General features: G+C 68.7%; 19 protein-coding genes. 4 read left to right on the forward strand and 15 right to left on the reverse strand.

The features are described 5' to 3' along the window. From typA to HW274_RS10530, 14 genes are all read right to left on the reverse strand, one after another. On the reverse strand, positions 1-1,923 hold the full coding sequence (typA, locus tag HW274_RS10465; RefSeq protein WP_075254365.1) for a translational GTPase TypA: 1,923 nt from the start codon (positions 1,921-1,923) through the stop codon (positions 1-3). Positions 1,924-2,131: 208 nt separating this feature from the next. After that, positions 2,132-3,334, reverse strand: a complete 1,203-nt coding sequence (locus HW274_RS10470; protein WP_075254366.1) for an MFS transporter — start codon at positions 3,332-3,334, stop codon at positions 2,132-2,134. A gap of 74 nt (positions 3,335-3,408) precedes the next feature. Then, positions 3,409-4,116 carry a hypothetical protein gene (locus HW274_RS10475; RefSeq protein WP_081376241.1) on the reverse strand — a complete coding sequence of 236 codons (708 nt, stop codon included), beginning with the start codon at positions 4,114-4,116 and terminating at the stop codon, positions 3,409-3,411. 61 nt (positions 4,117-4,177) lie between these two features. Further along, positions 4,178-5,845, reverse strand: coding sequence for an ABC transporter family substrate-binding protein (locus tag HW274_RS10480; RefSeq protein ID WP_075254367.1), 1,668 nt, complete (start codon positions 5,843-5,845; stop codon positions 4,178-4,180). Positions 5,846-5,951: 106 nt separating this feature from the next. After that, positions 5,952-8,159, reverse strand: coding sequence for an ABC transporter ATP-binding protein (locus tag HW274_RS10485; RefSeq protein ID WP_075254368.1), 2,208 nt, complete (start codon positions 8,157-8,159; stop codon positions 5,952-5,954). After that, positions 8,156-9,142 carry an ABC transporter permease gene (locus HW274_RS10490; protein ID WP_009747860.1) on the reverse strand — a complete coding sequence of 329 codons (987 nt, stop codon included), beginning with the start codon at positions 9,140-9,142 and terminating at the stop codon, positions 8,156-8,158. Before HW274_RS10490 ends, HW274_RS10485 begins: the two co-directional genes overlap by 4 nt. 30 nt (positions 9,143-9,172) lie before the next feature. Next, positions 9,173-10,132 carry an ABC transporter permease gene (locus tag HW274_RS10495; RefSeq protein ID WP_009747777.1) on the reverse strand — a complete coding sequence of 320 codons (960 nt, stop codon included), beginning with the start codon at positions 10,130-10,132 and terminating at the stop codon, positions 9,173-9,175. A 240-nt stretch (positions 10,133-10,372) separates the two neighbouring features. Further along, complete coding sequence (locus HW274_RS10500; RefSeq protein WP_075254369.1) at positions 10,373-12,265, reverse strand: ABC transporter ATP-binding protein; 1,893 nt, start codon at positions 12,263-12,265, stop codon at positions 10,373-10,375. Next, on the reverse strand, positions 12,262-13,221 hold the full coding sequence (locus tag HW274_RS10505; protein ID WP_075254370.1) for an ABC transporter permease: 960 nt from the start codon (positions 13,219-13,221) through the stop codon (positions 12,262-12,264). Before HW274_RS10505 ends, HW274_RS10500 begins: the two co-directional genes overlap by 4 nt. After that, the gene (locus tag HW274_RS10510; RefSeq protein ID WP_003787289.1) at positions 13,214-14,143 is read right to left on the reverse strand and encodes an ABC transporter permease; all 930 of its coding nucleotides are present in this window, start codon (positions 14,141-14,143) and stop codon (positions 13,214-13,216) included. Before HW274_RS10510 ends, HW274_RS10505 begins: the two co-directional genes overlap by 8 nt. Positions 14,144-14,160: 17 nt before the next feature. Continuing rightward, positions 14,161-15,786: an ABC transporter substrate-binding protein gene (locus HW274_RS10515; protein WP_185988751.1), complete on the reverse strand. Its 1,626-nt coding sequence runs from the start codon at positions 15,784-15,786 to the stop codon at positions 14,161-14,163. A gap of 164 nt (positions 15,787-15,950) precedes the next feature. Beyond that, complete coding sequence (locus tag HW274_RS10520; RefSeq protein ID WP_185988752.1) at positions 15,951-17,066, reverse strand: LLM class flavin-dependent oxidoreductase; 1,116 nt, start codon at positions 17,064-17,066, stop codon at positions 15,951-15,953. 115 nt (positions 17,067-17,181) lie between these two features. Next, complete coding sequence (locus HW274_RS10525; protein ID WP_185988753.1) at positions 17,182-17,769, reverse strand: biotin transporter BioY; 588 nt, start codon at positions 17,767-17,769, stop codon at positions 17,182-17,184. A gap of 131 nt (positions 17,770-17,900) precedes the next feature. Further along, complete coding sequence (locus HW274_RS10530; protein WP_185988754.1) at positions 17,901-18,926, reverse strand: alpha/beta hydrolase; 1,026 nt, start codon at positions 18,924-18,926, stop codon at positions 17,901-17,903. Positions 18,927-19,314: 388 nt separating this feature from the next. Between HW274_RS10530 and HW274_RS10535 the strand changes: the two genes are divergently transcribed. Next, positions 19,315-19,881 carry an NUDIX domain-containing protein gene (locus HW274_RS10535; protein ID WP_185988755.1) on the forward strand — a complete coding sequence of 189 codons (567 nt, stop codon included), beginning with the start codon at positions 19,315-19,317 and terminating at the stop codon, positions 19,879-19,881. Positions 19,882-19,883: 2 nt separating this feature from the next. Here HW274_RS10535 and HW274_RS10540 read toward each other — a convergent pair whose 3' ends face one another. Next, positions 19,884-20,849, reverse strand: coding sequence for a patatin family protein (locus HW274_RS10540; protein ID WP_075405637.1), 966 nt, complete (start codon positions 20,847-20,849; stop codon positions 19,884-19,886). A gap of 89 nt (positions 20,850-20,938) precedes the next feature. On the opposite strand from HW274_RS10540, the gene HW274_RS10545 reads away from it, so the two are divergent. The 3 genes from HW274_RS10545 (at position 20,939) to HW274_RS10555 (ending at position 23,858) form a co-directional block, all read left to right on the forward strand. Next, positions 20,939-22,045: an NADH:flavin oxidoreductase/NADH oxidase gene (locus tag HW274_RS10545; protein ID WP_185988756.1), complete on the forward strand. Its 1,107-nt coding sequence runs from the start codon at positions 20,939-20,941 to the stop codon at positions 22,043-22,045. A gap of 138 nt (positions 22,046-22,183) precedes the next feature. Beyond that, a complete protein-coding gene (locus HW274_RS10550; protein WP_185988757.1) occupies positions 22,184-22,519 on the forward strand; it encodes a helix-turn-helix domain-containing protein in 336 nt (111 codons plus the stop codon). A 298-nt stretch (positions 22,520-22,817) separates the two neighbouring features. Next, positions 22,818-23,858, forward strand: a complete 1,041-nt coding sequence (locus tag HW274_RS10555) for a zinc-binding alcohol dehydrogenase family protein (protein ID WP_185988758.1) — start codon at positions 22,818-22,820, stop codon at positions 23,856-23,858. The last annotated feature ends 44 nt before the right edge of the window (positions 23,859-23,902 follow it).

Below are 23,902 nucleotides of genomic sequence, written 5' to 3' on the forward strand. Positions count from 1 at the left end.
TCAGGCCTCGGCACGACGACGACGGGCGTTCTCGCGGAAACGCTCCTGGGAGTTGAGGATGACCTTGCGGATGCGCACGGCCTCCGGGGTGACCTCGACGCACTCGTCGTCGGCGGCGAACTCGAGGGCCTCCTCCAGAGTGAGGCGGCGCGGCGGCACAAGGGCCTCGAAGGTGTCCGCGGTCGAGGAGCGCATGTTGGTCTGCTGCTTCTCACGGACCACGTTGACGTCCATGTCCTCACCGCGGGGGTTCTCCCCCACGACCTGCCCCTCGTAGGTCTCCTGGGTGGGCTCGACGAAGAAGCTGCCGCGGTCCTGCAGACGGATGAGCGCGTAGGCGGTCACGGCCCCGGCGCGGTCGGAGACGAGGGAGCCGGTGGTGCGCGAGACGATCTTCCCGGCCCAGGGGGCGTAGCCCTCGGCGATGGAGGAGGCGATGCCGGTGCCGCGGGTCTCGGTGAGGAACTGGGTGCGGAAGCCGATGAGGCCGCGGGCCGGCACGAGGAACTCCATGCGGATCCAGCCGGTGCCGTGGTTGGTCATGGTCTCCATCTGGCCCTTGCGAGCGGCCATGAGCTGGGTGACGGCGCCCAGGTACTCCTCGGGGACGTCGATGGTCATGCGCTCGATGGGCTCGTGGCGCTTGCCGTCGATGGTGCGGGTGACCACCTGGGGCTTGCCAACGGTCAGCTCGAATCCCTCACGGCGCATCTGCTCCACGAGGATCGCCAGCGCCAGCTCGCCGCGCCCCTGGACCTCCCAGGCGTCGGGCCGGGTGGTGGGCAGGACCCGCAGGGATACGTTGCCGATGAGCTCGCGGTCCAGGCGGTCCTTGACCTGGCGGGCGGTGACCTTGGCGCCCTTGGTGCGCCCGGCCATCGGGGAGGTGTTGATGCCGATGGTCATGGCGATGGCCGGGTCGTCCACGGTGATGAGCGGCAGGGGGCGGGGGTCCTCGGGGTCGACGAGGGACTCGCCGATGGTGATGTCCTCGATCCCGGCGACGGCGACGATGTCGCCGGCGTGCGCCTCCTCTGCGGGCTTGCGGTCCAGCCCCTCGGTGACGAGGAGCTCGGAGACGCGGGCGGAGGCCAGCGAGCCGTCGTGGCGGGCCCAGGCCACCGTCTGCCCCTTGCGCAGGGTGCCGTTGTGGATGCGCAGCAGCGCCAGGCGCCCCAGGAAGGGGGAGGCGTCCAGGTTGGTGACGTGGGCCTGCAGGGGGGCGCCCTCCTCGTAGGAGGGGCCGGGGATCCGCTCGATGATGGTGCGGAAGAGCGGCTCGAGGTTGTCATTGGCCGGCAGCTCGCCGTCGGCCGGGGCCTCGGTGTCGGCGCGGCGGGCCTTCGCGGAGGCGTAGATGACGGGCACGTCCAGGACGGCGTCGAGGTCGATGTCGGGGTGCTCGTCGGCCAGGTCGCTGGCCAGGGACAGCAGCAGGTCGGTGGACTCGCCGACGACCTCGTCGAGCCGGGAGTCGGGGCGGTCCACCTTGTTGACCACGAGGATGACCGGCAGGTTCGCAGCCAGGGCCTTGCGCAGCACGAAGCGGGTCTGGGGCAGGGGCCCCTCGGAGGCGTCGACGAGGAGGACGACGCCGTCGACCATGGACAGCCCGCGCTCGACCTCACCGCCGAAGTCGGCGTGACCGGGGGTGTCGATGACGTTGATGACGATGCCCTCGGGGCAGCCGGCGGCCGCGGCCGAGGGACCCGAGTAGTGGACTGCCGTGTTCTTGGCGAGGATCGTGATGCCCTTCTCGCGCTCCAGCTCGCCGGAGTCCATGACGCGCTCGCCGGTGGTCTCCTCGGTGGCCCGGGCCCCGAAGGCCCCCGCCTCCCAGAGCATGGCGTCGACAAGAGTGGTCTTGCCGTGGTCGACGTGGGCGACAATGGCGACGTTGCGCAGGTCCTGGCGCACGCTCATAGGGGGCACTTCTTCCGGTGGGAGGACGCCGCGGGTCAGGCACCGCTCAGGCACCGACCACAGGGCACGAAACAGAGAAAGACTAGAGGACGCCGGTCGCGACCTGCCATGGCCGGGCCAACACCCGGCATGTGCCGCCCCTCACCTCGACCACTCAGGCACCGGCAGCATCAACCGCCTTGCGGAGCCGCGAACCACGAGCTGCCGATCATTCCGCAGCCGATTCGACGTCCTCCACCTCCGGAGAAACGGCATACGCCCACAGGCACCCGAGCAGCACCACGACGCATACCCCAGCGGTCATCAGTACCCCCGTACCCTGCCCCAGCCACACCGCAAGGGCAGGAACAGCCACATAGCCAAGCGGTGCGACGCCATCCCCGGCTAGGTAGTCCAAGGCGAACATAGAAGGCAGTGCGTCACGCTCGACTCGAGACTGAAGAAATGTCTCCCAAGCCACACTCGTCGACGCAATCACGACACTTGATGCAAAGAGGGACACCGCGACCAGCCAAAGAGGCGCACCGAGCACCACACTGACCGGAACCGGAACGAAGCTGAGAAGCGCAACCAGGCAGAGCACTGGGCGCGACAAGCGGGATGGCATACGAACCAAGGACCCCACGATTCCACCGACCGCAAACAAGGACTCGCTGACACCGATGAACCATAACGCCTGATACTCATCGCGCAGCACGACGGGGAATAGCGTCATGTAACTTCCCCACACAGTAAAGTGCCACACCCCGGAGGCGACCAGCACAACGAGAACACCTCGGGAACGTGCAGCGGCCTGCAGTCCCCGCTTCAGCGCGGTCACACGATCCGCACCACCCGTTCTACGCCCCTTCGGCAGGCGGCTCTGGGAGAGCAGGCACACGAGCATCAGTAGGGATACCAGCCACCAAGCATCTGAAACACCTCGCCATGACTGCACCAGCGCAATAGCTCCAGGGCCGGCGACCGCGCACAGGCCGGCGACGACAGCCCTGGCAGAATTCATCCGATCCAGCAGATCCGACCGCACGAGGTCTGCGACATAGGACCCCATCGTTGGATACATGATCGATGCGACAAATTCCAAGGTGAATGACACAGTGACGTACACGCCGAGGCCAACCGAGCCGGTATGACTGAGCATCGCGATCCCGCTACAGATGACGATCCATGCAGCTGCCGCACCGCCGAACATGGTCTTGGGGCTGACGTGGACCAGCATCTGCGGAGCCAGCAACGCACCCAGGATGCCCGGCAGCGCCCCCACGCCGAGAACCAGCCCGACACCGGAGGCGCTGTAACCCTCCGATGCGACAGCTATCGCCAGCAGTACTGGAACTGCCGAGTTCGCCAGAACATACAGGCCTCGCGACACAAGAAACTCAACGACGTAGTCCTCCGCCATCAGCTTCATTCGACTACCCCTCCCCCGCACTCCCAGCGCGTACTAGTCCCTCTCGCCATCTATCAGAGCAGTGGTAGGTCACCTCACAGCAGCACGGTCACGGCCGCGAGCGCGACGGCGAGCAGTCCGGCGGCGGCGACGACCGGGCGGTTGAGGCTACTGGTCACGCCGGCGGCCTCACCGGGCACCGTATCGCCTGCGGCCCGAGCAAGAAGGCTGCGCACCTGCTCGGCGTAGGCCTCAATGAGCGTTCCGGTGTCACCGGTGTCGAGGTTGGTGCGGTGAGTCCCCTCCCCCACCAGGTAGTCCGGGCGCACCGCCGGGGCCGGCTCGGTGTCCCGCAGGCCGTCGCGCCGCTCCTGCTGCTCGCGCAGCTCCTGGCGGCGCCGGAAGGACTCGGCCATGCCGCCGCGGCGGGGAGCGGCCGAGGCCCGCACCTCGACGTCGTCACGGGTGACGACCGACAGCCCCCAACGGGTGCGGCACATCTCGACCTCGTCCCAGCCCAGCACGTGAGTGCGCCAGGCGTTGCGGATGGTGAGGGCCCGCGGGGCCAGGGTGATCTGCGGGGCCCACCACAGCAGCCAGGTGAGAAAGGTGAGCAGCCCCGCCCAGGCCAGGGTGCGCAGCCCGTGGGCAGCACCGTCGGCCAGGCCGATCGTCAGGGACATCCCTGCCGCGGCCAGGCCGATGAGGACGGTGCCCAGGCGGGCCGGCAGGGAGCGGATGACGACGGTCGGCATGACCGGAGGCACAGTGGTGGTCACGGTGGTGGGCACGTCTTCTTGCACGGGCGCATCATGCCGCACCGGCTCGCGTCCGTCGTCATCCGCTCCGGTTGAGGGCACCGGCTCAGCTCTTGACGTAGCCGATGCTCTCGGGCCGGAAGGAGGCCAGCCCCTGGGCGCCGAAGTTGCGCAGCGTCTTGGGCACGGCGGTCAGCTGCATGCGCTGGTAGATCGGGATATTGAAGACGTTCTCCCACAGAATCTTGTCGAGCTCGTTGGCGAGCTTGTTGCGCTCGGAGCCGTCGGGGGTCGAGCCGATCTTGGCGACGTACTGGTCGACCTCGGGAACGGACAGTCCGGTGTAGTTGGACTGGCTGGTCGAGGCGTAGTACTGGCCCACGTTGGCCAGGGGGTACTGGGTGTTCTCGGTGGTGAAGGCCGTCAGCGCGTAGTTCTTCTTGTTGAGGTACTCCGGGAAGTACTTGTCGATCTCGACCGTGGAGACACTGAGCTTGATGCCGATCTCGCCCAGCTGCTTCTGAAGGAGGTTGGCCTCGTTGGTGGCCACCGGCGCGTTGGAGGGGATGGTCATCACCAGCTCGAGCTTCGTGCCGTCCTTGGCACGCACGCCGTCGGATCCGGCCACCCAGCCCGCGCCGTCGAGCAGCTTCTTGGCGGCCTCGACGTCGTGGCCCCAGCTGGTGGAGTTGTCCTGGTAGCCCTCCTGGACAGGCAGGAAGAAGCGGTTGCCCATGAGCGTCTTCTTGGCGTCCACGGGCAGGCCCGCCAGGTCGGAGGCGGCGATGGCCTCACGGTCGCAGGCCCGGGTGATGGCCTGACGCACGGCCTTGTCCGCCAGGGGGCCGGAGGAGGCGTTGAACATGATGTGGCGCCACTGCAGGCCGGTGTTCTGGCGGACCTCGGCGTCGTCACGGCCACTGGCCTGCTGGTAGACGTCGGCGGAGAAGATGTAGTCCAGGACGTCGATCTCCTTGTTGGCGAAGGCCTGTCCCATGGCCGAGTCGTCCAGGACGTGCAGGGTGACGGTCTCGAGCTTGGGGGCGGCCCCCCACCACTTGTCGTTGCGCTCCAGGGTGATGACCTGCTTGGACTCGTCGTAGCTCTTGATCTTGAAGGGGCCGGCGAAGTAGTCGTTGTTGAACTTGGTGGCGCCGGCCATCGACTCGTTGAAGGTCTTGGCGTCGGCCATGAGCTCCCTGGGGGTGATGCCGGCCAGGGCATTGGACCAGTCGGGATAGATCGAGTTGAAGGTGACCTTCGCGGTCTGCTTGTCCACGATCTCGACCTTCTCGACCTTGTCGATTCCCTCGACGGAGGCCCAGGAGTAGCTGGGGTCCTTGACGTGGTCGAAGAACACCTTGATGTCCTCGGAGTCCCACTTGCGTCCGTTGCCCCAGGTGGCCTTCTCGTTGACGGCCACGGTGACCACGGTCTTGCCACCGGCCTCCGCTGCCTCGAGCTTGGTGAGGAAGTCGGGGTTCGGCGTCGCCTTGCCGTCCTCGGCCCAGTCGACGACGTAGGGGGCGACGAACTTCATGACCAGCCGTGTGTCGACGACGTTGCCGTCCACGGTCGCGACGTTCCAGTTCGCCGGCGCCGTGGCGATGCCGAAGCGCAGCGTGCCCCCGTCCTGGAGCTCGTCGGGGGCGGCGGTGGGCACGCCGGCGGTGGAGCCCGAGGAGCCGGAGCCGTTCTTGGCGCAGGCGGCCAGGGCGGTCAGGACGGCCGCGGAGGCCGTCGTGGCAAGGAACATGCGACGGTTGAGCTTCATGGGAATCTCCGTTCACTAAGGGCGCCGTCAGCGGCGCACGGTGGTGGGCAGGATCGGTGGACTGGATCGGTGGACAGTGCGATGGGAGGACTCGGGGCGAGGGACCTCAGAAGACCGCGGTGCGCTCGGGGTAGTAGCAGGCGACGTCGTGGTCCTCGCCCTGGGATCGGAACTCCGGCATGGCTCCCAGGCAGGCCGAGCGCTCGTCGTCGGTGAGTCCTGAGGCGAACTTCGGGCAGCGGGTGCGGAAGCGGCAACCCGAGGGCGGGTTGGCGGGGCTGGGCATGTCGCCCTCCAGGACGATGCGGCTGCGGCCGCGCTCCTTGGCCGGGTCCGGGATGGGGATCGCCGAGAGCAGGGCCTGGGTGTAGGGGTGGGCCGGGGCCTCGAAGATGGTGTCGACGTCGCCGATCTCCACGATCCGCCCCAGGTACATGACGGCGACGCGGTCGGCGATGTGGCGCACCACTGACAGGTCGTGGGCCACGAAGAGGTAGCTCAGCCCCATGGTGGCGCGCAGCTCGTCGAGCAGGTTGATGACACCGGCCTGGATGGACACGTCCAGGGCGGAGACCGGCTCGTCGAGGACCAGGAGGCTGGGTTCGAGGGCCAGGGCGCGGGCGATGCCGACACGCTGACGCTGCCCGCCGGAGAAGTTGCGCGGGTAGCGGTTTGCGTGGCTGGGCTCGAGCCCGACGAGCCTCATGAGCTCCTCGATGCGCGGCCCGATATCGGCCTTCTTCCACCCGTTGGCCCGCAGCGGCTCGGCGATGATGTCGAAGATCGGCAGGCGCGGGTCCAGAGAGGCCATGGGGTCCTGGAAGACGATCTGCAGGTCGCGGCGCACCTGGCGGCGCTGGGCCCGCCCCAGATCGGCCGTGTCCTTGCCCAAGACCACGATCGTGCCCTCCTGGGGCCCCTGGAGGGAGAGGACCTCCATGAGGGTGGTGGTCTTGCCGCATCCGGACTCGCCGACCAGGGCCAGGGTCTCGCCCCGGCGGACGTCGAAGGAGACGCCGTCGACGGCGTGGACGGTGCCCACGCGTCTTTTGAAGACGGCGCCCTTCATGAGGGGGAACTCCTTGACGAGGTCGGCGACGCGCAGCACCTCGGGGCGCTCGGCGTGCGGCAGGCTCATGGTCTCGGGAGTCTTGAGAGCCGGCACGGGATAGATGTGGGAGTAGTCGAGCTGGTCCCGCTCGATCTCGTCTCGGCGGCGGCAGGCCGAGTACTGGGAGCCGGAGCCGGCCTCCTGGCCGTCGGTCCCGTCGCGCTCCACGAGGGCGAGCTCCGGCTCCTCCTGGGCGCACTCGGCCTGGGCCATGGGGCAGCGGGGGATGAAGGGGCACCCTCGGGGCAGCTCGAGCAGGGAGGGCGGGTTGCCCTCCAGGGTGGCCAGGGCCGAGTCCTTGCGCGCGTCCAGACGGGGCAGGGAGCCGAGCAGGCCGATCGTGTAGGGCATGCGCGAGCGGTAGAAGATGTCGTCGACGTCGCCGGTCTCCACGATGCGCCCGGCGTACATGACGGCCACCCGGTCGGCCATGCCGGCCACGACCCCCAGGTCGTGGGTAATCATGATGACGCCGGCACCGGTCTCCTTCTGGGCGGTGCGCAGCACATCGAGGATCTGGGCCTGGATGGTGACGTCGAGAGCCGTGGTGGGCTCGTCGGCGATGATGAGATCGGGGTCGTTGGCGATCGCGATGGCAATGACGGCCCGCTGGCGCATGCCGCCGGAGAACTCGTGGGGGTAGGCCTTGGCACGCACCTGCGGGTTGGGGATGCCCACCAGGTCGAGCAGCTCGATGGCGCGCTTGTGGGCGTCCGCCTCGCTCATCCCGGGCTGGTGGATCCGCAGGGCCTCGACGATCTGGGCACCGACCGTGTACACGGGGGTCAGGGCGCTGAGCGGGTCCTGGAAGACCATGGCGACCTGGGAGCCGCGGATGCGGGACATGTAGCCGTCGGGCCGCCCCAGCAGCTCGGTGCCGTGGAGGCGCACCGAGCCGGTGACCTCGGCGGACTCGTCCAGCAGCCCCATGACCGCCGTCGAGGTGACGGACTTGCCCGAGCCGGACTCGCCGACCAGGGCCAGCACCTCACCGCGGGCGACGGACAGGTTGACTCCGCGCACGGCGTTGACGCGCCCGTCCTCGGAGGGGAAGGAGACCTTCAGGTCGGTGACCTCCAGCAGCGGGGCGGTGCTGGTGGGGTCCGGCAGCGCGTCGTCGCCTCTGCGGGCGTCGACGGCGGGCACGGCCGCGGCACTCTTCGCGGCCTCGGCGGACGTACGGGTGCTGCTCGTGGGGCTCATGCCTTGCCTCCTGACTTGGACGAGGGATCGATGGCATCGCGCAGGCCGTCACCCATGACGTTGACGCACAGGAGCATGAGGACAAGCACGGCGGCCGGAGCCAGGAAGATCCAGGGGTAGGTGGTCGCGGAGCGCTGCCCCTCGGCAATGAGGGTGCCCAGGGAGGTGTTGGGCGACTGGACCCCGAAACCGAAGTAGGACAACGTCGTCTCGCTGATGACGGCGTAGGCCACGTTGATGGTGGCGTCCACGATGAGCAGGGAGGCGATGTTGGGCAGGATGTGCCGGGCGATGATGACGGGACTGGGCACGTTCATGAAGCGGGCGGCATTGACGTACTCCAGGTTCTTCACGCTCAGGGTCAGGGAGCGCACCACGCGGGCCGTGAGCATCCACCCGAAGCCGGCCAGCAGGATGATGAACAGCGCGATGGAGCCCTTGGCGGCTCCGGCCCGCTGGGAGAGGATCGCGATGATGAGGAAGGAGGGCACCACCAGGAGCAGGTCGGTGGCCCACAGAGCGATCTTCTCCCACCAGCCGCCGAAGTAGGCGGCCGAGGATCCGATGACGGCGGCGATGCCCGTCTGGAGCAGGGCGACGAAGACGCCGATCATCATGGACTTGCGGGTGCCCTCCACGACCATCGCGTAGACGTCGCGGCCGCCCTGGGTGGTGCCGAACCAGTGATCGGCACTGGGGGCCTGCAGGAAGGCGGAGGAGTCGACGTCGGTGAAGGTCCAGTGGGTCGCGGCGTCACCGAGGAGCGCGAAGAGCACCATGAGCAGGAAGCCGATCGCGCCGACGACGGCCCCCTTGTTGCGCCAGAAGCGCCGGGTGATGATCTGCCTGCGGGTCAGACGCCGGGAGTCCCTGGGGGTCTCCTTGGTGATGTCGCCCAGGTCCTCGGGGCTCAGCGGGGCCTCCCCGCCCTGCTCGACGGCGGCGTAGCCGCCCACCGTCATCTGCTTGCCGATGGAGGCCATCCCGTTGGGTTCAGCATTGCGCGCCATGGGTCAGCTCACCCTCACTCTCGGGTCGACGATCGCCACGAAGACATCGGACAGGAGCGCGCCGGTGAGGGTGCACAGCCCGGAGAAGGCGACCACGGCCGTCACTCCGTTGATGTCCATGCCGGAGATCGCGCTGATGGAGTACTCGCCCATGCCGTGCCAGCCGTAGACCCGCTCGGTGATGGCGGCACCGGTGAACAGGGTGGCCAGGGCGAAGGCGAAGTAGGTGGCCATGGGGATGAGCGCGGTGCGCAGCGCGTGGCGGGTCAGTGCCTTGCGCTTGATGAGGCCCTTGGCGCGGGCGGTGCGCACGTAGTCGGCGCCCAGGGTGTCGAGCATGAGGTTGCGCTGGAAGCGGGAGTAGGAGGCGATACCGCCCAGCGACATCGACAGGGTGGGAAGCAGCAGGTGCTGGAGGCGACCGAGGGCGCCCTCCCCCTCACCGGTGAACTCGAAGATCTGGAAGCCGGAGCTGCGGTTGATCTGGACGGCCAGGACCTGCAGGAGGATCGCGATGACCATGGCGGGGGTGGAGATGATAATCATGGAGATCAGGGAGGTCACGCGGTCGGAGAAGCGGTACTGGCGCGTGGCGGTCCAGGCCCCCAGGGCCACTCCCCCGACCATGCCGATGGCGGCACCCAGGAAGACCAGCCGCACCGAGACGAAGATCTTGGTGCCGATGAGGGTGTTGATGAGCTCACCCTTGGGGGTGCGCCCCCAGTCCCAGTGGAAGAGCACGTTGCGCAGCCAGGTGACGTAGCGGTCCCACACGGGCAGGTCGTGACTGATGTTGTACTTCACGAGGTTGGCGTGAATGGCGTCCCAGTTGAGGGAAGGATCCTGACGGTTCCACAGGGCCGAGGGATCCAGGGAGGCCGAGGCCAGTAGATAGGCCAACGATGTGGCGATGAACAGCAGGACCGCGTAGTTCGCGATCCGGCGCGCCAGGTACGGGAGCATGCGTTCTCCTCCTTCGGACAACCCACCGGTACGTGGAACACCGGCCTGTGGCACGAGCACCTGACAGCCGTGAAGGTGACACCGTGTACGAACAAATGAACGGGGTCACAATACCCGTTGAGTGAAACTCAATGGATACATTTCCAGCATTCAGGAAATGCCCGACTGGTCGATATTGGAGGGGAAATGAAACACGGCGGTGGATTGAAAGTCCACCGCCGCGTCATCAGATGTCCATCCTCAGCTCTCGGATTTCGGGGGAACCTCATCGCCGTAGAGGTCGATGCCGGCTCCGGGGACGGCCCGGATGAGCTCGCGGGTGTAGTCCTGGCGCGGGTTGGCGAAGAGCTCGTCGGCCGCCCCGGACTCCACGATGCGCCCGTGCTCCATGACGACGACGTCGTCGGCGATCTGGCGCACGACGGCCAGGTCGTGGGTGATGAACAGGTAGGTCAGCTCCAGCTCGGACTGCAGGTCGGACAGCAGGCGCAGAATCTGGGCCTGGACCAGCACGTCCAGGGCGGAGACCGCCTCGTCGAGGACGACGACCTGCGGCTTGAGGGCGAGGGCCCGGGCGATGGCGACGCGCTGGCGCTGACCGCCGGAGAGCTCGTGGGGGTAGCGGCGCATGACCGAGCGCGGCAGGGAGACCATGTCGAGCAGCTCGGCGACGCGCGCCTCGCGCTCCTTGGCGGTGCCGATCCCGTGGACCCGCAGCGGTTCCTCGACGACGCGAAAGATCGAGTACATCGGGTCCAGGGAGCCGTAGGGGTTCTGGAAGACCGGCTGCATGATGCGCCGCAGGGCGAAGAGCTCCTTGGACCCCAGGGTGGACAGGTCCACCCCGTCGTGGAACACCTTGCCGGAGGTGGGGTCGATGAGATTCAGAATGATGTTGGCGACCGTGGACTTGCCCGAGCCGGACTCGCCCACGAGCGCCGTCGTCGTGCCCTTGCGGATACCGAAGCTGACGTCGTCGACGGCGGTGAGGGTCTTGTCCCCACCCTTGGCGCCGCGCACCTCGAAGACCTTGGTGAGGTGCTCCACGCGCAGGATCTCCTCGGTGGCGCTCGATCCCAGGCTGGCGCCCAGGAGCTCGTCGTCGGTGACCTGGATGCCGCGGGCGTGGGCGGACTCGATGCGCCGGGAGGCCAGGGAGGGGGCGGCCTTGACCAGGCGCTGGGTGTAGGGGTGGCGGGGGTCCTGGAGCACCTCGAGGCTGGGGCCGGACTCGACGACCCGGCCGCGGTGCATGACGACGATGTGCTCGGCCCTCTCGGCGGCCAGCCCCAGGTCGTGGGTGATGAAGAGCATCGCGGTGCCCAGCTCGCGCACGAGGGTCTGGAGGTGGTCGAGGATGCGTCGCTGGACGGTGACGTCCAGGGCGCTGGTGGGCTCGTCGGCGATGAGCAGGTCGGGGCGGGCCGCCAGGCCGATGGCGATGAGGGCGCGCTGGCGCATGCCGCCGGAGAACTCGTGGGGGTACTGCTTGGCCCGCCGGGAGGCCTCGGGCAGGCCGGCCTGCTCCAGCAGGAGGGCCACCTGCTCGTCAACATCGATGCGCCCGCCGGTCGAGGTGGCCGCCTTCTGGGCGCCATCGGCGTGCCCAATGCGCCCGGCGTGCCCCGCATGTTCGGCATGTTCAGCCATGAGGTGGGCGAGGCGGTCGTCGGCGACGCCGGCCAGGCCGTTGGCCCGCAGCGCCTCCTTGACCTGGAAGCCGATGGACCACACCGGGTTGAGGTTGGACATGGGGTCCTGAGGCACCAGGCCGATGGAGGAGCCGCGCAGGGCGGTGAGATCCTGGGTGCCCAGGTGGGTGATGTCACGGCCCTGGAAGCGGATCGTGCCGCCGGTGACTCGACCGGTTCCGGGCAGCAGCCCGATGACGGCATGGGCCAGGGTGGACTTTCCCGAGCCCGACTCCCCCACGATGGCGACCGACTGGCCGGGGTAGAGGGTCAGGTTCGCCTTGCGCACGGCCGGGACGAGCCCGGTCGAGGAGCGGAAGGCGACCTCCAGGTCGCTGATCTCCAGGAGGGGATCGCTCTCGGTCTTCCAGGAGGCCGCGGGGGCGAAGGTCTTGTCGGAGGCGCCTGAGGCGGTGGCGGTGGATGCGTTGGAGGGTGTCACTTGCGGGCCTTCGGGTCCAGGGCGTCGCGGACGACGTCGCCGAGCATGATGAAGCCGAGCACGGTCAGGGCCAGTGCGCCGGCGGGGAAGAGCAGGACGCTGGGGTGGCTGTTGAGGGCGTCCTTGGCGGCCGCGATGTCCGCTCCCCAGGAGACCACCGAGGAGGGCAGCCCGATGCCCAGGAAGCTCAAGGTGGCCTCCGAGACGATGAAGACGCCGAGCTCGACGGTGGCGGTCACGATGATGGGGGCGGCGGCGTTGGGCATGACGTGGCGCAGCAGCATGGCCATGCGTCCTGAGCCCAGCGCCCGCGAGGCGGTCACGTAGTCCTCGTTCTTGACGCTCATGACCGAGCCTCGCGTGATGCGGGCGATCTGGGGCCAGCCGAACAGGGCCAGGACCAGGATGACGGTGAGGATCGAGCGGTCGTTGCGGAACATCTGCATGACGACGATGGCCGCCAGGACGAAGGGCACGGCGAAGAAGATGTCGGTGACGCGCGAGAGCAGCGCATCGAAGAACCCGCCGAAGAACCCGGCCAGGGCCCCGACGGCCGAGCCGACGAGAACCACGACGAGGGTGGTGAAGATGCCCACGCTCACCGAGGCCCGAGCCCCGTGAACGGTGCGGGCGAAGATGTCGCAGCCCTGGATGTCGAATCCGAAGGGGTGGCCCCAGGAGGGCCCCTGGTAGGAGTTGACCAGCGTGCAGTAGCCGGGGTCGCGCGGGGCGATGAGCCCGGGGACCAGGGAGAAGGCCACGGCCACGGCGATGAGCACCGAGGCCGCCCAGAAGATGGGCCGACTGCACAGCTGCCTCCAGGCGTCGACCCAGACGGAGGCCGGGGCGGACTCGTCGGCGACGGCGTCGACGGCACCCAGGCCGATCTCGTCGTCGGCGATGACGAAGCGCTCCTGGCCCGGGCGGATAGTGGGGGACGTGGTGTTCTCAGGCATAGCGGATCCTCGGGTCCAGGGCGGCGTAGAGCAGGTCCACCAGGAGGTTGGAGACGATGAAGACGAGCACGAGCACGGTCGTGAAGGACACGACCATGGGGCCGTCACCACGAATGATGGCGGAGTAGAGGGTGCCACCCACGCCCTTGATGTTGAAGATGCCCTCGGTGACGATGGCGCCTCCCATGAGGGCCCCCAGGTCCGCGCCCAGGAAGGTGACAACCGGGACCAAGGAGTTGCGCAGGACGTGGACGATCATGACGCGAGCCCCACTCAGGCCCTTGGCCCGGGCGGTGCGCACGTGGTCGGCGGTGAGGTTCTCAGCCACCTCGGTGCGGGTCAGGCGCAGCACGTAGGCGAAGGAGACGGCGCCCAGCACGACCGCGGGCATGAGGAGCTCGGTGAAACCGGGGCTCTCACCGGCGGTCACAGGCAGCCAGCCCAGCCGCACCCCGACGATGAACTGCAGGACGAAGCCGATGACGAAGGTGGGCACGGCGATGACCACCAGGGAGAGCACCAGGACAGTGGCGTCGAACCAGCCGCCCTTCCTCACCCCGGCGATGAGGCCGAAGCCGATACCTGCGATGGCCTCGAAGGCCAGGGCCATGAGGGAGAGCTTGATGGTGATCGGATAGGCCCGCACCAGCACGTCGAGGACGGACTCGGTCCCCCGCAGCGACTGGCCCAGATCCAGGGTGAACAGTCCCTTGAGGTAGAGCAGGTACTGGACGATGAAGGGCTTGTCGAGGTGGTAGCTGGCCTTGATCTGGTCGATCACCTCGGGGCTGAGCGAGCGCTGGCCCCCGAGCGCGGCGATCGGGTCGCCCGGCAGGGCGAAGACCATGGCGTAGATGAGCAGCGTGGCACCGAAGAACACCGGGACCATCTGCAGCAGCCTGCGTGCGACGTAGCGAAGCATGTCTCCTTCTTCCTCCCTCAGAACTTGGAGATGGCCTCGGCCTTGGCCCACAGGCGTCTGGCCTCGTCCGGGTCGTAGGTGAGGACCTCGTTACCCGGGACATCCGGCGTCCAGCCCACAACGGTGGGGGCGGTGAAGTCCTTGGCGGGCGTGCGGGTGCCGTAGTAGAGCTTGTCGCAGATGAGCTTGCGGTCGATGGCCCGGCAGATGGCGGCACGGCGGGCGCGTCCCTCCTCGTCCATCTTCCAGTGCTCGTGGGTGACGTCGATGGCGAGTCCCTGGAAGTATGCGGCCGGCTTGTTGATGGCGCGCTCGCCCAGCTGCTTCTGGAAGATCGGCAGGAAGGAGTCGGGGATGGAGTCGGCGATGTCGATGGCATCGGCGAGCAGGTCGTTGTAGACCGAGTCGTAGCTCGTGTACAGCTTGAAGGTGATGCCCTTGTTCGCCACCGTGCGCCCGCCGGCGTAGGCGGGGTTGGGCTCCAGGACCATCCGGCTGTCGTGGTCCCAGGAGACGAGCCGGTAGGGGCCGTTGCCCACGGGCTTGTTGCCGTAGGCCTTGATGTCCTTGAAGGCGGATTCCGGCATCGGGTAGTAGGCGTAGTGGCCCAGGCTGATCTTGAAGTCCGACGCCGGGGCGTTCAGCTCGACCGTGAAGGTGAGGTCATCGACCTTGGTCAGCCCGGTCAGCTCGGAGTCCTCGTCGTAGGAGAAGCCCTTGATCCGCTCGAAGAAGGAGGAGCCGAGCTGGGCGTTGGACAGCAGAGCGCCGAACTTCCAGGCCTTGATAAAGGAGTCGGCGGTCACCGGGCTGCCGTCGGAGAAGGTCCAGCCCGGTTTGAGAGTGATCGTGAAGTGCTGGTTGTCCGTGGTCTCGATGGAGGAGGCCACTTCGTTGATGACGTTACCGTCCTTGTCGTAGCGGATCAGACCGGCATAGATCAGGTCGAGGACCCGCCCACCACCGAACTCGTTAGTGTTGGTGGGCAGCAGCGAGTTCTGGGGCTCGGTGTTGTTGGCCAGGATGACGCCGCCGTTGGCGCTGGAGCGGGCCTCCTCGTAGACCGGGATGGCCCTCCAGTCGAAGTCGACGTTGGAGGCGTTGCGGGAGTAGCCGCCGAAGCCGTTCTGGTACCACAGCGGGATGCCGGGCAGGTCGGCGAAGAGCTGGGACTGGGCCTGGCGGAAATAGCCGTAGGCGGTCTGGGGGTCGGTGGCGGCCGCCGCCTGGGCCAGGAGGTCGTCGAAGGTCTTCGAGGAGTACTGGTAGTCGTTGGCGCTGGCGCCGGTCTGGAAGGTGGCGTTGAGGAAGTTCTCCAGCGAGGGATAGTCGGCCGACCAGCCGTTACGGAAGGCGCCCAGAAGGGTGTGCTTGGTGATGGCCGAGCGCATCTCGGAGAACTGGGCCACCGGCAGGGGCTCCATGGTGATGCCCAGGACGTTGGACACCGAGTGGCACACGGCCTCGGCCCAGGTCTTGTGGGGGCCGTCGGAGTTGTAGGCCAGGGTCAGCTTGCCGCTGCCGCTGCCCAGCCCGCCTCCTTCCGAACCCGATCCGCGCGAGCATCCTGAGACCAGGAGCAGGCCGAAGGCGGCCGCGCCGAGCCCGAAGCCACGGCGCGACACTGTCAGGACGTTGTTCATGCGACCTCCATGGGGCATGGAACCGACGGGGATTCGTCACTGGGACAGAGGGTTGCCGGCGCACTGAGGGGCTCAGGCGCCGCCCACAGGCGGGCATACTACGCCCGCCATGGAAACAGGACCGTCACGTAGCACGGGAGTCAAACCGTGAGATACCAGCGCATTCAGGCGTTCCAGGCCTGGGCGAGCAGCTCGTAGGAACGGCGCCGCAGGGCCGGGTCGTGGGCGTAGGTGACCACGAGGATCTCGTCGAGGTCCCACCGGGCGGCCTGCTCACGCAGGCGGGCGGCGACGTCATCGGCCGTGCCCACGAAGGACAGGGACATGGCCGCCTCGACGGCGTCCTCCCGGCCGGGCGCGTAGGCGCGCCAGGCCTGGGGGTCCTGGCTGGGCGGGTCCAGCGGCCCGGGCCGGTTGCCGACGATGCGGGCGGCGGCGGCCATGGCGGTGCTGAACAGCAGGCGGGCCTCCTCCTGGCTGGGGGCCACCATGACGTTGACGGCGGCTGCGACCCGGGGGACATCCGGCGCGCCCTGAGGGCCGGGAGCATCTTCGGTACGGGACTCCAGGACGGAGCGGTAGGTGGCGATCGCCGCCTCGGCCTGGACCGGGGCGAAGTGCGAGGCCACGGCGAAGGGAAGTCCGAGCCGGCCGGCCACGCGGGCGCCGTTGACCGAGGAGCCGAGTACCCACACGGTCGGGCGGGTGCCCTCCCCGGGGATGGCCCGCACGCGGGGGCCGCCGGGCTCAGGGGCGTGGAGGGCGTCGTCGGGATTGCCGGGGGAGCCCAGGAGGAGGGATCCGGGGACCCGTTCCGGCACGGGCTCGTCACCGAGGTAGGTGAGGATCTCCAGGATCTCCTCGGCGAAGCGGCCCGGTTCGGATGCCCGCCGGCGCAGTGCGGCGGCCGTGCGCCGGTCGGTGCCTGGGGCCCGCCCCAGTCCCAGGTCGACCCGGCCGGGGTAGAGGGTGGCCAGGGTGCCGATCTGCTCGGCGACGACGAGCGGGGCGTGGTTGGGCAGCATGATCCCGCCGGAGGCGACGCCCAGGCGCTCGGTGGCGGCCAGGACCTGCCCCATGAGGACGATGGTCGCCGAGGACAGGTAGGTGGTGGAGCCGTGATGCTCGGCCAACCAGTAGCGCTCGTAGCCGGCGGCGTCGGCGGTACGAGCGAGGGCGACCATGTCGGTGAGGGCGTCGGTGCGGCTGCATCCGGCGCTGACGGGGACCATGTCCATGACGGACAGGACGGGTACGGCCCGCCTTTCGGGCTGACTCATACAGGCACTTTAACCCGCGCCGACCACCCGGAAGCGGGCCTTGAGACCCGAGTGCCCCGCCGAGCACAGAGCCCGACGGGGCACGGGGAGGGTCAGACCCCTACGATCAGGGCGGTCAGCGAAGGCGGCTGCGCGCGGGCAGCAGGCCGGTGGCGACCACGGACTTGAGGATGTCTCCCACGATGAAGGGCACCAGGCCCAGATACAAGGTCGTACCCCAGCCGGCGCCAGTGGCGACCTTGAGCCAGATGAGGCCCGGGATGTAGACCGAGGCCGAGGCCAGCAGCATGAGGGCGACGCCGGTGGCGACCCGGGCGGCCGTGGAGCCGGAGTGGCGCGACCACACGGTGGCGGCGCGTCCGGCGATGGCGGCGATGAGGATGTAGCCGACGACGTACCCGAAGGTGACGACGGTGCCACCGCTCCAGCCGGCCAGAACCGGAGCCCCGACAGCGGCCAGGGCACCAAGGAGCAGCGCGGACAGGGCGCCGCGGCGCGAGCCGAGCACCGCACCGACACCCAGGGCCGCGAAGGTTCCCATGGAGATCGGCACCGGAGTGAAGGGCAGGGGGATCGTGATCTGACCGATGAGGATCAGGGCGAGCGTGCCGGCCAGGACCAGCCCGGCGTCACGAACGTAGGCGAGCGCGGAACTGTGAGTGAGGCTGCCGGCGATTGACGTGGAGGAGGGTTTGGTGACCATGGCTCCACCCTACGGGGATCGCCGAGATGACGAACGACCGGTTCCCACCGAAGAGCCACCACGCAACTTGTAGGATTCCTACAAGGATGACGCGGTTAACCGCCTTGAAACCCGCGATTACCCGTTGGTTCTCACAGTTCGGGCAGGTGTCCGTCGATCCAGGTGAGGATGTCGCCGGTGACCTGGTCCCGGTTGGTCTCGTTGAGCAGCTCGTGGCGCCCGCCCGGGTAGAGGATGACGCAGACCTCCCGCACGCCGGCGCGGCGGTAGAGGGTGGCGGACCGCTGGACGCCCCGCCCCATGGCGCCGACCGGGTCCCGGTCACCGGAGGCCAGGAGCATGGGCAGCTGGGCAGGCACGGCCGCGGCGTGGGAGGCCGTGTTGACGGCCCTTCCTCCCGTGACGAGGTCGCGGAAGAAGCTGGCGGTGCACACGAATCCGCACCAGGGGTCGGCGACATAGCGGTCGACCTCGTGAACGTCCCGGCTGATCCAGTCGGCCTCGGTGCGGTTGGGGGCGAAGTGGCGCTGGTAGGGGCCGAAGGCGAGCGCGTTGAGCAGCCGGGAGGGGCGGCGCGGGCCGCGCAGCCGGGACTCACCGGCGCAGATCGCGGCGGCGGGGCGGGTCAGCGCACCGGTTCCTGAACCGGTCCCCAGCAGGATGAGGCCGGCCAGCTCACCGCCACGGCGCGCAGCCAGGTCGCGAGCCAGGAAGGAGCCCCAGGAGTGACCCATGAGGAAGACCGGCACATCGGGCCAGGCCCGCCGGGCTGCGTCCAGCACGGTGCCCATGTCCGCCACGACCCTCTCCCAGCCGTCCTTCTCGGCGACGAAGCCGAAGCCCCCCGGGGCAGCGGTGGCCCCGTGGCCGCGGTGGTCGCCGGCCAGGACCGCATAGCCCTCCTCCACAGCGGAGGCGGCGAAGCGGGCGTAGCGCGAGGCGTGCTCGGCCATGCCGTGGGCGATGACGATGATGCCCCGGGGGCGGGCGGCGCCGGGTACCTGCGGGCGCGTAGCGGCCGGGGTGCGCGCTGGGGCGCCGGCCTCGGGGGCGTCGGCCACCAGGAGGGAGCCGTCGATGAGCCACTCGGGGAGCCAGATGTGCACGACCAGACGCGTTCCGTCGTCGGCTGTGAGCCGAGTAAGGCTGGTCTGCATCGGGTCCTCCTCAGGCAGCGTCGTCAATCGACGTCAACGGGGCGTCGGTCGGGCTCAGGTCGGCATCGGTCATCATTGATCGTGTCGACGACTGGCGGTCGGCGGCGACGTCGGGTCCGCGGGCTGGGTTCGAGATCTCCCGTCACCCCAGGGTGGATCCTAGTTGTCCGACGTCGAGCCGGCAGCGTTACCGTCGAGGTGATTCTCAGATGCCCCAGGACGGGCACACTGTGAAGCTGCCGCAGACGGCCACTGATGACTGACTGCACCGGAGCATCGCCTACATTCCTGATGGTTTCATGAGTCCCCGTCTCCCGTATCCCGACCGCTCTCCGCATATCCCCCGCCCATCCGGCTCCGCTCCGGCACCTGGTCTACGGTGGTCGCCATGGCCGCCCACTCCTTCACCCTCGTTCCCGCCGCCTACGTCTACCTCCTGCGCCCCGATCCGGGTTCCATGAGCGGGAAAGCCGGGGCGGCGAGCAGCGCGACCCAGGTGCTCCTCCAGCTGCGGCGGAACACCGGATACATGGACGGGCACTGGGCCTGCGGCGCCTCGGGGCACGTCGAGGCCGCAGAGAGCGTCCTGGAGACGGCTGTGCGCGAGACCGACGAGGAGCTGGGGATCGGCGTCGAGGCGACGGACCTCGACGCGCTGACGGCGATGCACCGCACCAATGACCTGGGCGGCGCGGCCCTGGAGCAGCGCATCGACCTGTTCTTCACGCTGCGGACCTGGGCGGGCACGCCGGCCGTGCGTGAGCCGGCCAAGAACGCGGGTCTGCGTTGGTTCTCACTGACCGACCTGCCCGAGGCGGTCCCGCCGCACGAGCGCCACGTCCTGGAGCTGCTGGCCGCCTCCCTCGACGGCGGTAGGCCGGTGCCCCCGATCATCACCTTCGGCTTCGATGAGGGCCAGGACATCGCCCGTTACGGCGTCGCCCTGCCGCACTGAGCTCAGCTCGCCAGGAAGGCCTCGATGGCGGGCAGCTCGCGGCGGGCCTGGGCCAGTCCGGCCTCGAAGGCGGTGACGATGCGGTCATAGCGCAGCTCGCCGTTGGCGATGGGCATGCGCTCGGGTCGGAAGAGGTAGACGCGCCCCTGGCTGCGCAGGTGCTCCAGCTCCTCGACGGTGCGGTTGTAGTTCTCGGGGCGGTCGATGATGGCCTGGACCAGGGCCGGGTAGCGGGGGTAGAGCCGCTGGAGGATCTCGATCTCGTGGCGTCGCATGGGCGGTTTGCGGTAGCCCTCGGGGCGGGTCATGACCACGAGCAGCTTGTCGTAGCCGTCGGCACGGGCGGCGTCGATGGCGAAGCCGCCGGTGGGTCCGACGGCGCCATCCACGTAGGGGGCGCCGTCGACCTCGACCATGGGCATGAGCACCGGCATCGACGACGACGCCCGGGCCCGCACCAGCAGGTCGCCCATGGTGGGCATGTCCTCCAGGCCCCAGTAGACCTCCTCGCCGGTGTCGCAGCGGAAGGCGCCCAGGCGCACCGTGGCGGGCGAGGCGGCGAAGGTCTCCCAGTCGAAGGGGATGGACTCGTCGGGGGCGGAGGTGTGCAGGTAGATGTGCTCGGAGTTGAAGTAGCCCTTGCCGGTCACGAAGCTGCCCCAGCCGCCGGCCTGGGGGTCGGTGGTCAGTCCCAGGTAGGCCTCGCGGGTGCGCCAGGTGTCCCGGGAGACGAAGTTGCAGGTGTTGGTGCAGCCCGCTGAGATGCCCCCGACCCAGGGGAAGGACAGCCCTGCCTCCAGCATGACGCGCACGAGGCCGGCCGTGTAGGCCCCGCGCATGCCGCCGCTCTCGAAGACGAGGGCGACGTCGTCGGGGCCGTGGGTGACGGGAGCGGGCCGGTGGTTGGGGTCGGAGACGGGGACGGGCCGTTGAACAGGGTCGGTGACGGGGACAGGACGCGAGATCACGCCCGGGAGCCTATGGGGTCCATGGGGGTCATCGCACGGGTGATTCCCGCCCCATGTCGGCCAAGCGGTCGGGAGAGTAGCGTGAGGCCATGAGCACCTCCAGCGCGCTACGCATTCTTGAGCCAATGACCATGCGCGGGCTCACCGCCCGCAACCGCCTGTGGCTGCCGCCGATGTGCATGTACACGGTCGAAGCGCAGGACGGCGTCGTCACCGACTGGCACGTGGTTCACTACGCCAGCCGCGCGGTGGGCGGTTTCGGCACGGTCATCGTGGAGGCCACGGCGGTCACCCCGGAGGGGCGCCTGTCCCCCAACGACCTGGGGCTGTGGTCGGATGAGCAGGTCGCCGGCCAGCGCCGCCTGGTGGAGGCGATTCACGCCGGCGGGGCTCTGGCGGGTATCCAGATCGGGCACGGCGGACGCAAGTCGGGGACCCCTCCGTGGCGCCCCAAGGTGGAGGGCGCACGCACCGGCACCCTGGAGGGCTGGGAGCTGCTGGCCCCCAGCGCGATCCCCTTCCCCCATCACGCGGTTCCCAGCGAGCTGGACGAGGCCGGGATCGGTCGGATCGTGGAGGCCTTCGCGGCGGCCGCGCGGCGCGCCGTCGAGGCCGGCTACGACGTCGTCGAGATCCACGGCGCCCACGGCTACCTCATCCACGAGTTCCGCTCCGCCCTGTCCAACCAGCGCACCGACTCCTACGGCGGAAGCGTGGAGAACCGGCAGCGCTTCCCGCTCGAGGTGGTGCGGGCCGTGCGCGAGGCCATCGGGTCGCAGACGGTGCTCGACATCCGCCTGTCGGCCTCGGACTGGGCCGAGGGCGGCGTCACCGGCGGGGAGACCGCCGCTTTCAGCCGCGAGCTGGTGGAGGCCGGCGTTGACGTCCTGCACGTCTCCAGCGGCGGGAACGTCCCGGCCGCGGTGCCGGTGGGACCCGGTTACCAGCTGCCGCTGGCCCAGCAAGTCAAGCAGGCCGTCGCCGGTAGCGACGTCCCGGTGGTGGGTGTGGGTCTCATCGAGGAGGCGGCCCAGGCCGAGCAGGCACTCATCTCCGGGCAGGCCGACGCGATCGCCGTGGGCCGGGCCGCCCTGCGCGACCCCTACCTGCCGCTGCGCTGGGCGGCCGACCTGGGGGTCCGCTCCTGGGACGAGGCCCCCTGGCCCATCCAGTACTGGCGCGGCACCTGGAGCTGAGCGAGTCCTCGGTCTGCCCTCCACCAGTACTATCTCCTGGGAAGTCCTCAGTCGCATGCGACGTATCCATCTTCTGGAGGTAGAGCCTTGGGCAGCAGCGATTCGACGGTTCCCAGCACGCAGAGGCACCGCGGGGACGTGTACTCCTCGCAGTGCCCGTGCCGCGATCTTCTGGACGTCGTGGCCAACAAGTGGTCTGCGCTGGCCATCGGCGCACTGGCCGAGGGACCGTTGCGCTTCGGGGAGCTGCAACGGCGCCTTCAAGGAATCTCGCCGAAGGTACTGACCGCTACGCTGCGCCGGTTGGAGGACCACGGACTCGTGCACCGCGAGGTGATCCCGGAGGTTCCTCTTCACGTGGAGTACTCCCTGACGGAGGTCGGCCGGAGCGCCGTCGAACCGGTATTCGCGCTTCGGGAATGGGCCGAGTCCCGATACGCGCATGCGCTGACTCACGCGAGGTCGACGACGTAGGTCGCGTGTCGACGTGAAGACGACTCCCAGAGCAATGCCCCGGGGAATCGCCACTGCGCACAGTTCGTCGGGAATGCACCTGAGCCCTCGGCATCGGACTCTAGGGTGCCGAGGGCCTACGGCGCGCCCACGAGTCCCTGGGCATTCGGACGTCGTCACGGCTGACACACCAGCACCCCACTATCTTCCTGATAGTAGGGGTCATTGCGGGTAACCACTTTCTTCTGATTACGGTCTGTGCTCGTTGACGGTGCACTTCCGTCGAACCTGGCACAAGCCGATGAGCAAGGAGCTATCGATGCCCTCAAGCAGCCCCGACACCCAACGCACCATGACCGCTGTCGTCACTCGATCCGGTGGCTCCGTGGACATCCCGGATGTCCTGGTCGATGCCACCGTCCCCGCCCCGGCGGCTCCCACTGGCCACGACATCCTCGTGGAGGTCAAGGCACTGTCCGTCAACCCCGTTGACGTCAAAGTGCGCGCCGCCCTCAACCATGCCGGCGGTGAGGAACGCATCCTGGGATGGGATGCAGCGGGGACAGTCATCGCGGTCGGCGAGCAGACCACTCTCTTCCAGCCCGGCGATGACGTCTACTACGCCGGAGCACTGGAGCGTCCCGGCTCCTACGGACAGCTGCAGCTCGTGGACGAACGCATCGTTGGACCGAAGCCGAGCTCGTTGGACTATGCAAGTGCGGCGGCACTGCCCCTGACCTCGCTCACCGCGTGGGAGGCTCTTTTCGACAAGCTCCACCTGAGCAGCGACTCCGCAGGCGCGATCCTCGTGCTGGGAGCCGCAGGAGGGGTGGGCTCCATGGTGATCCAACTGACCAAGGCCCTCACTGATGTCTCCGTCATCGCCACTGCCTCACGTGAGGAGTCCCGCGACTGGGTCCGGTCGCTGGGTGCCGACGCAGTGGTGGACCACTTCGCCGAGGACCTCGCGCAGCAGGTTCTCGCCATCGCACCGGACGGCGTCGACTACGTCTTCACCCCGCAGAGCCGAGGGCGCGTGCCGCTGCTGACCACGGTGGTTCGTCCTTTCGGGGAGATCGTCGCCATCGACGACGAGCGGGACCTGGACCTGTACGCGCTCAAGGACAAGGCCATCTCATGGCATTGGGAGTTCATGTTCGCCCGCCCCAGGCACGGCTACGACCTCATCACCCAGCACCACATCCTCTCCACCGTCGCCGAGCTCATCGACAGTGGAAGGATCCGTGGCACTGCGTCCCAGACGCTCACGCCTCGCAATGCTGCACAGATACGGGCAGCTCACCGCCTCATCGAGAGCGGGCGCACGGTGGGAAAGATCGTTGTGACCGACGCCGGCTGAGTCGACCGAATCGAAACCGAAGCGGGCCCCGATCGCCATACGCA

Origin of the sequence: Actinomyces sp. oral taxon 169 (assembly GCF_013394715.1) — a bacterium.
Taxonomy (GTDB): domain Bacteria; phylum Actinomycetota; class Actinomycetes; order Actinomycetales; family Actinomycetaceae; genus Actinomyces.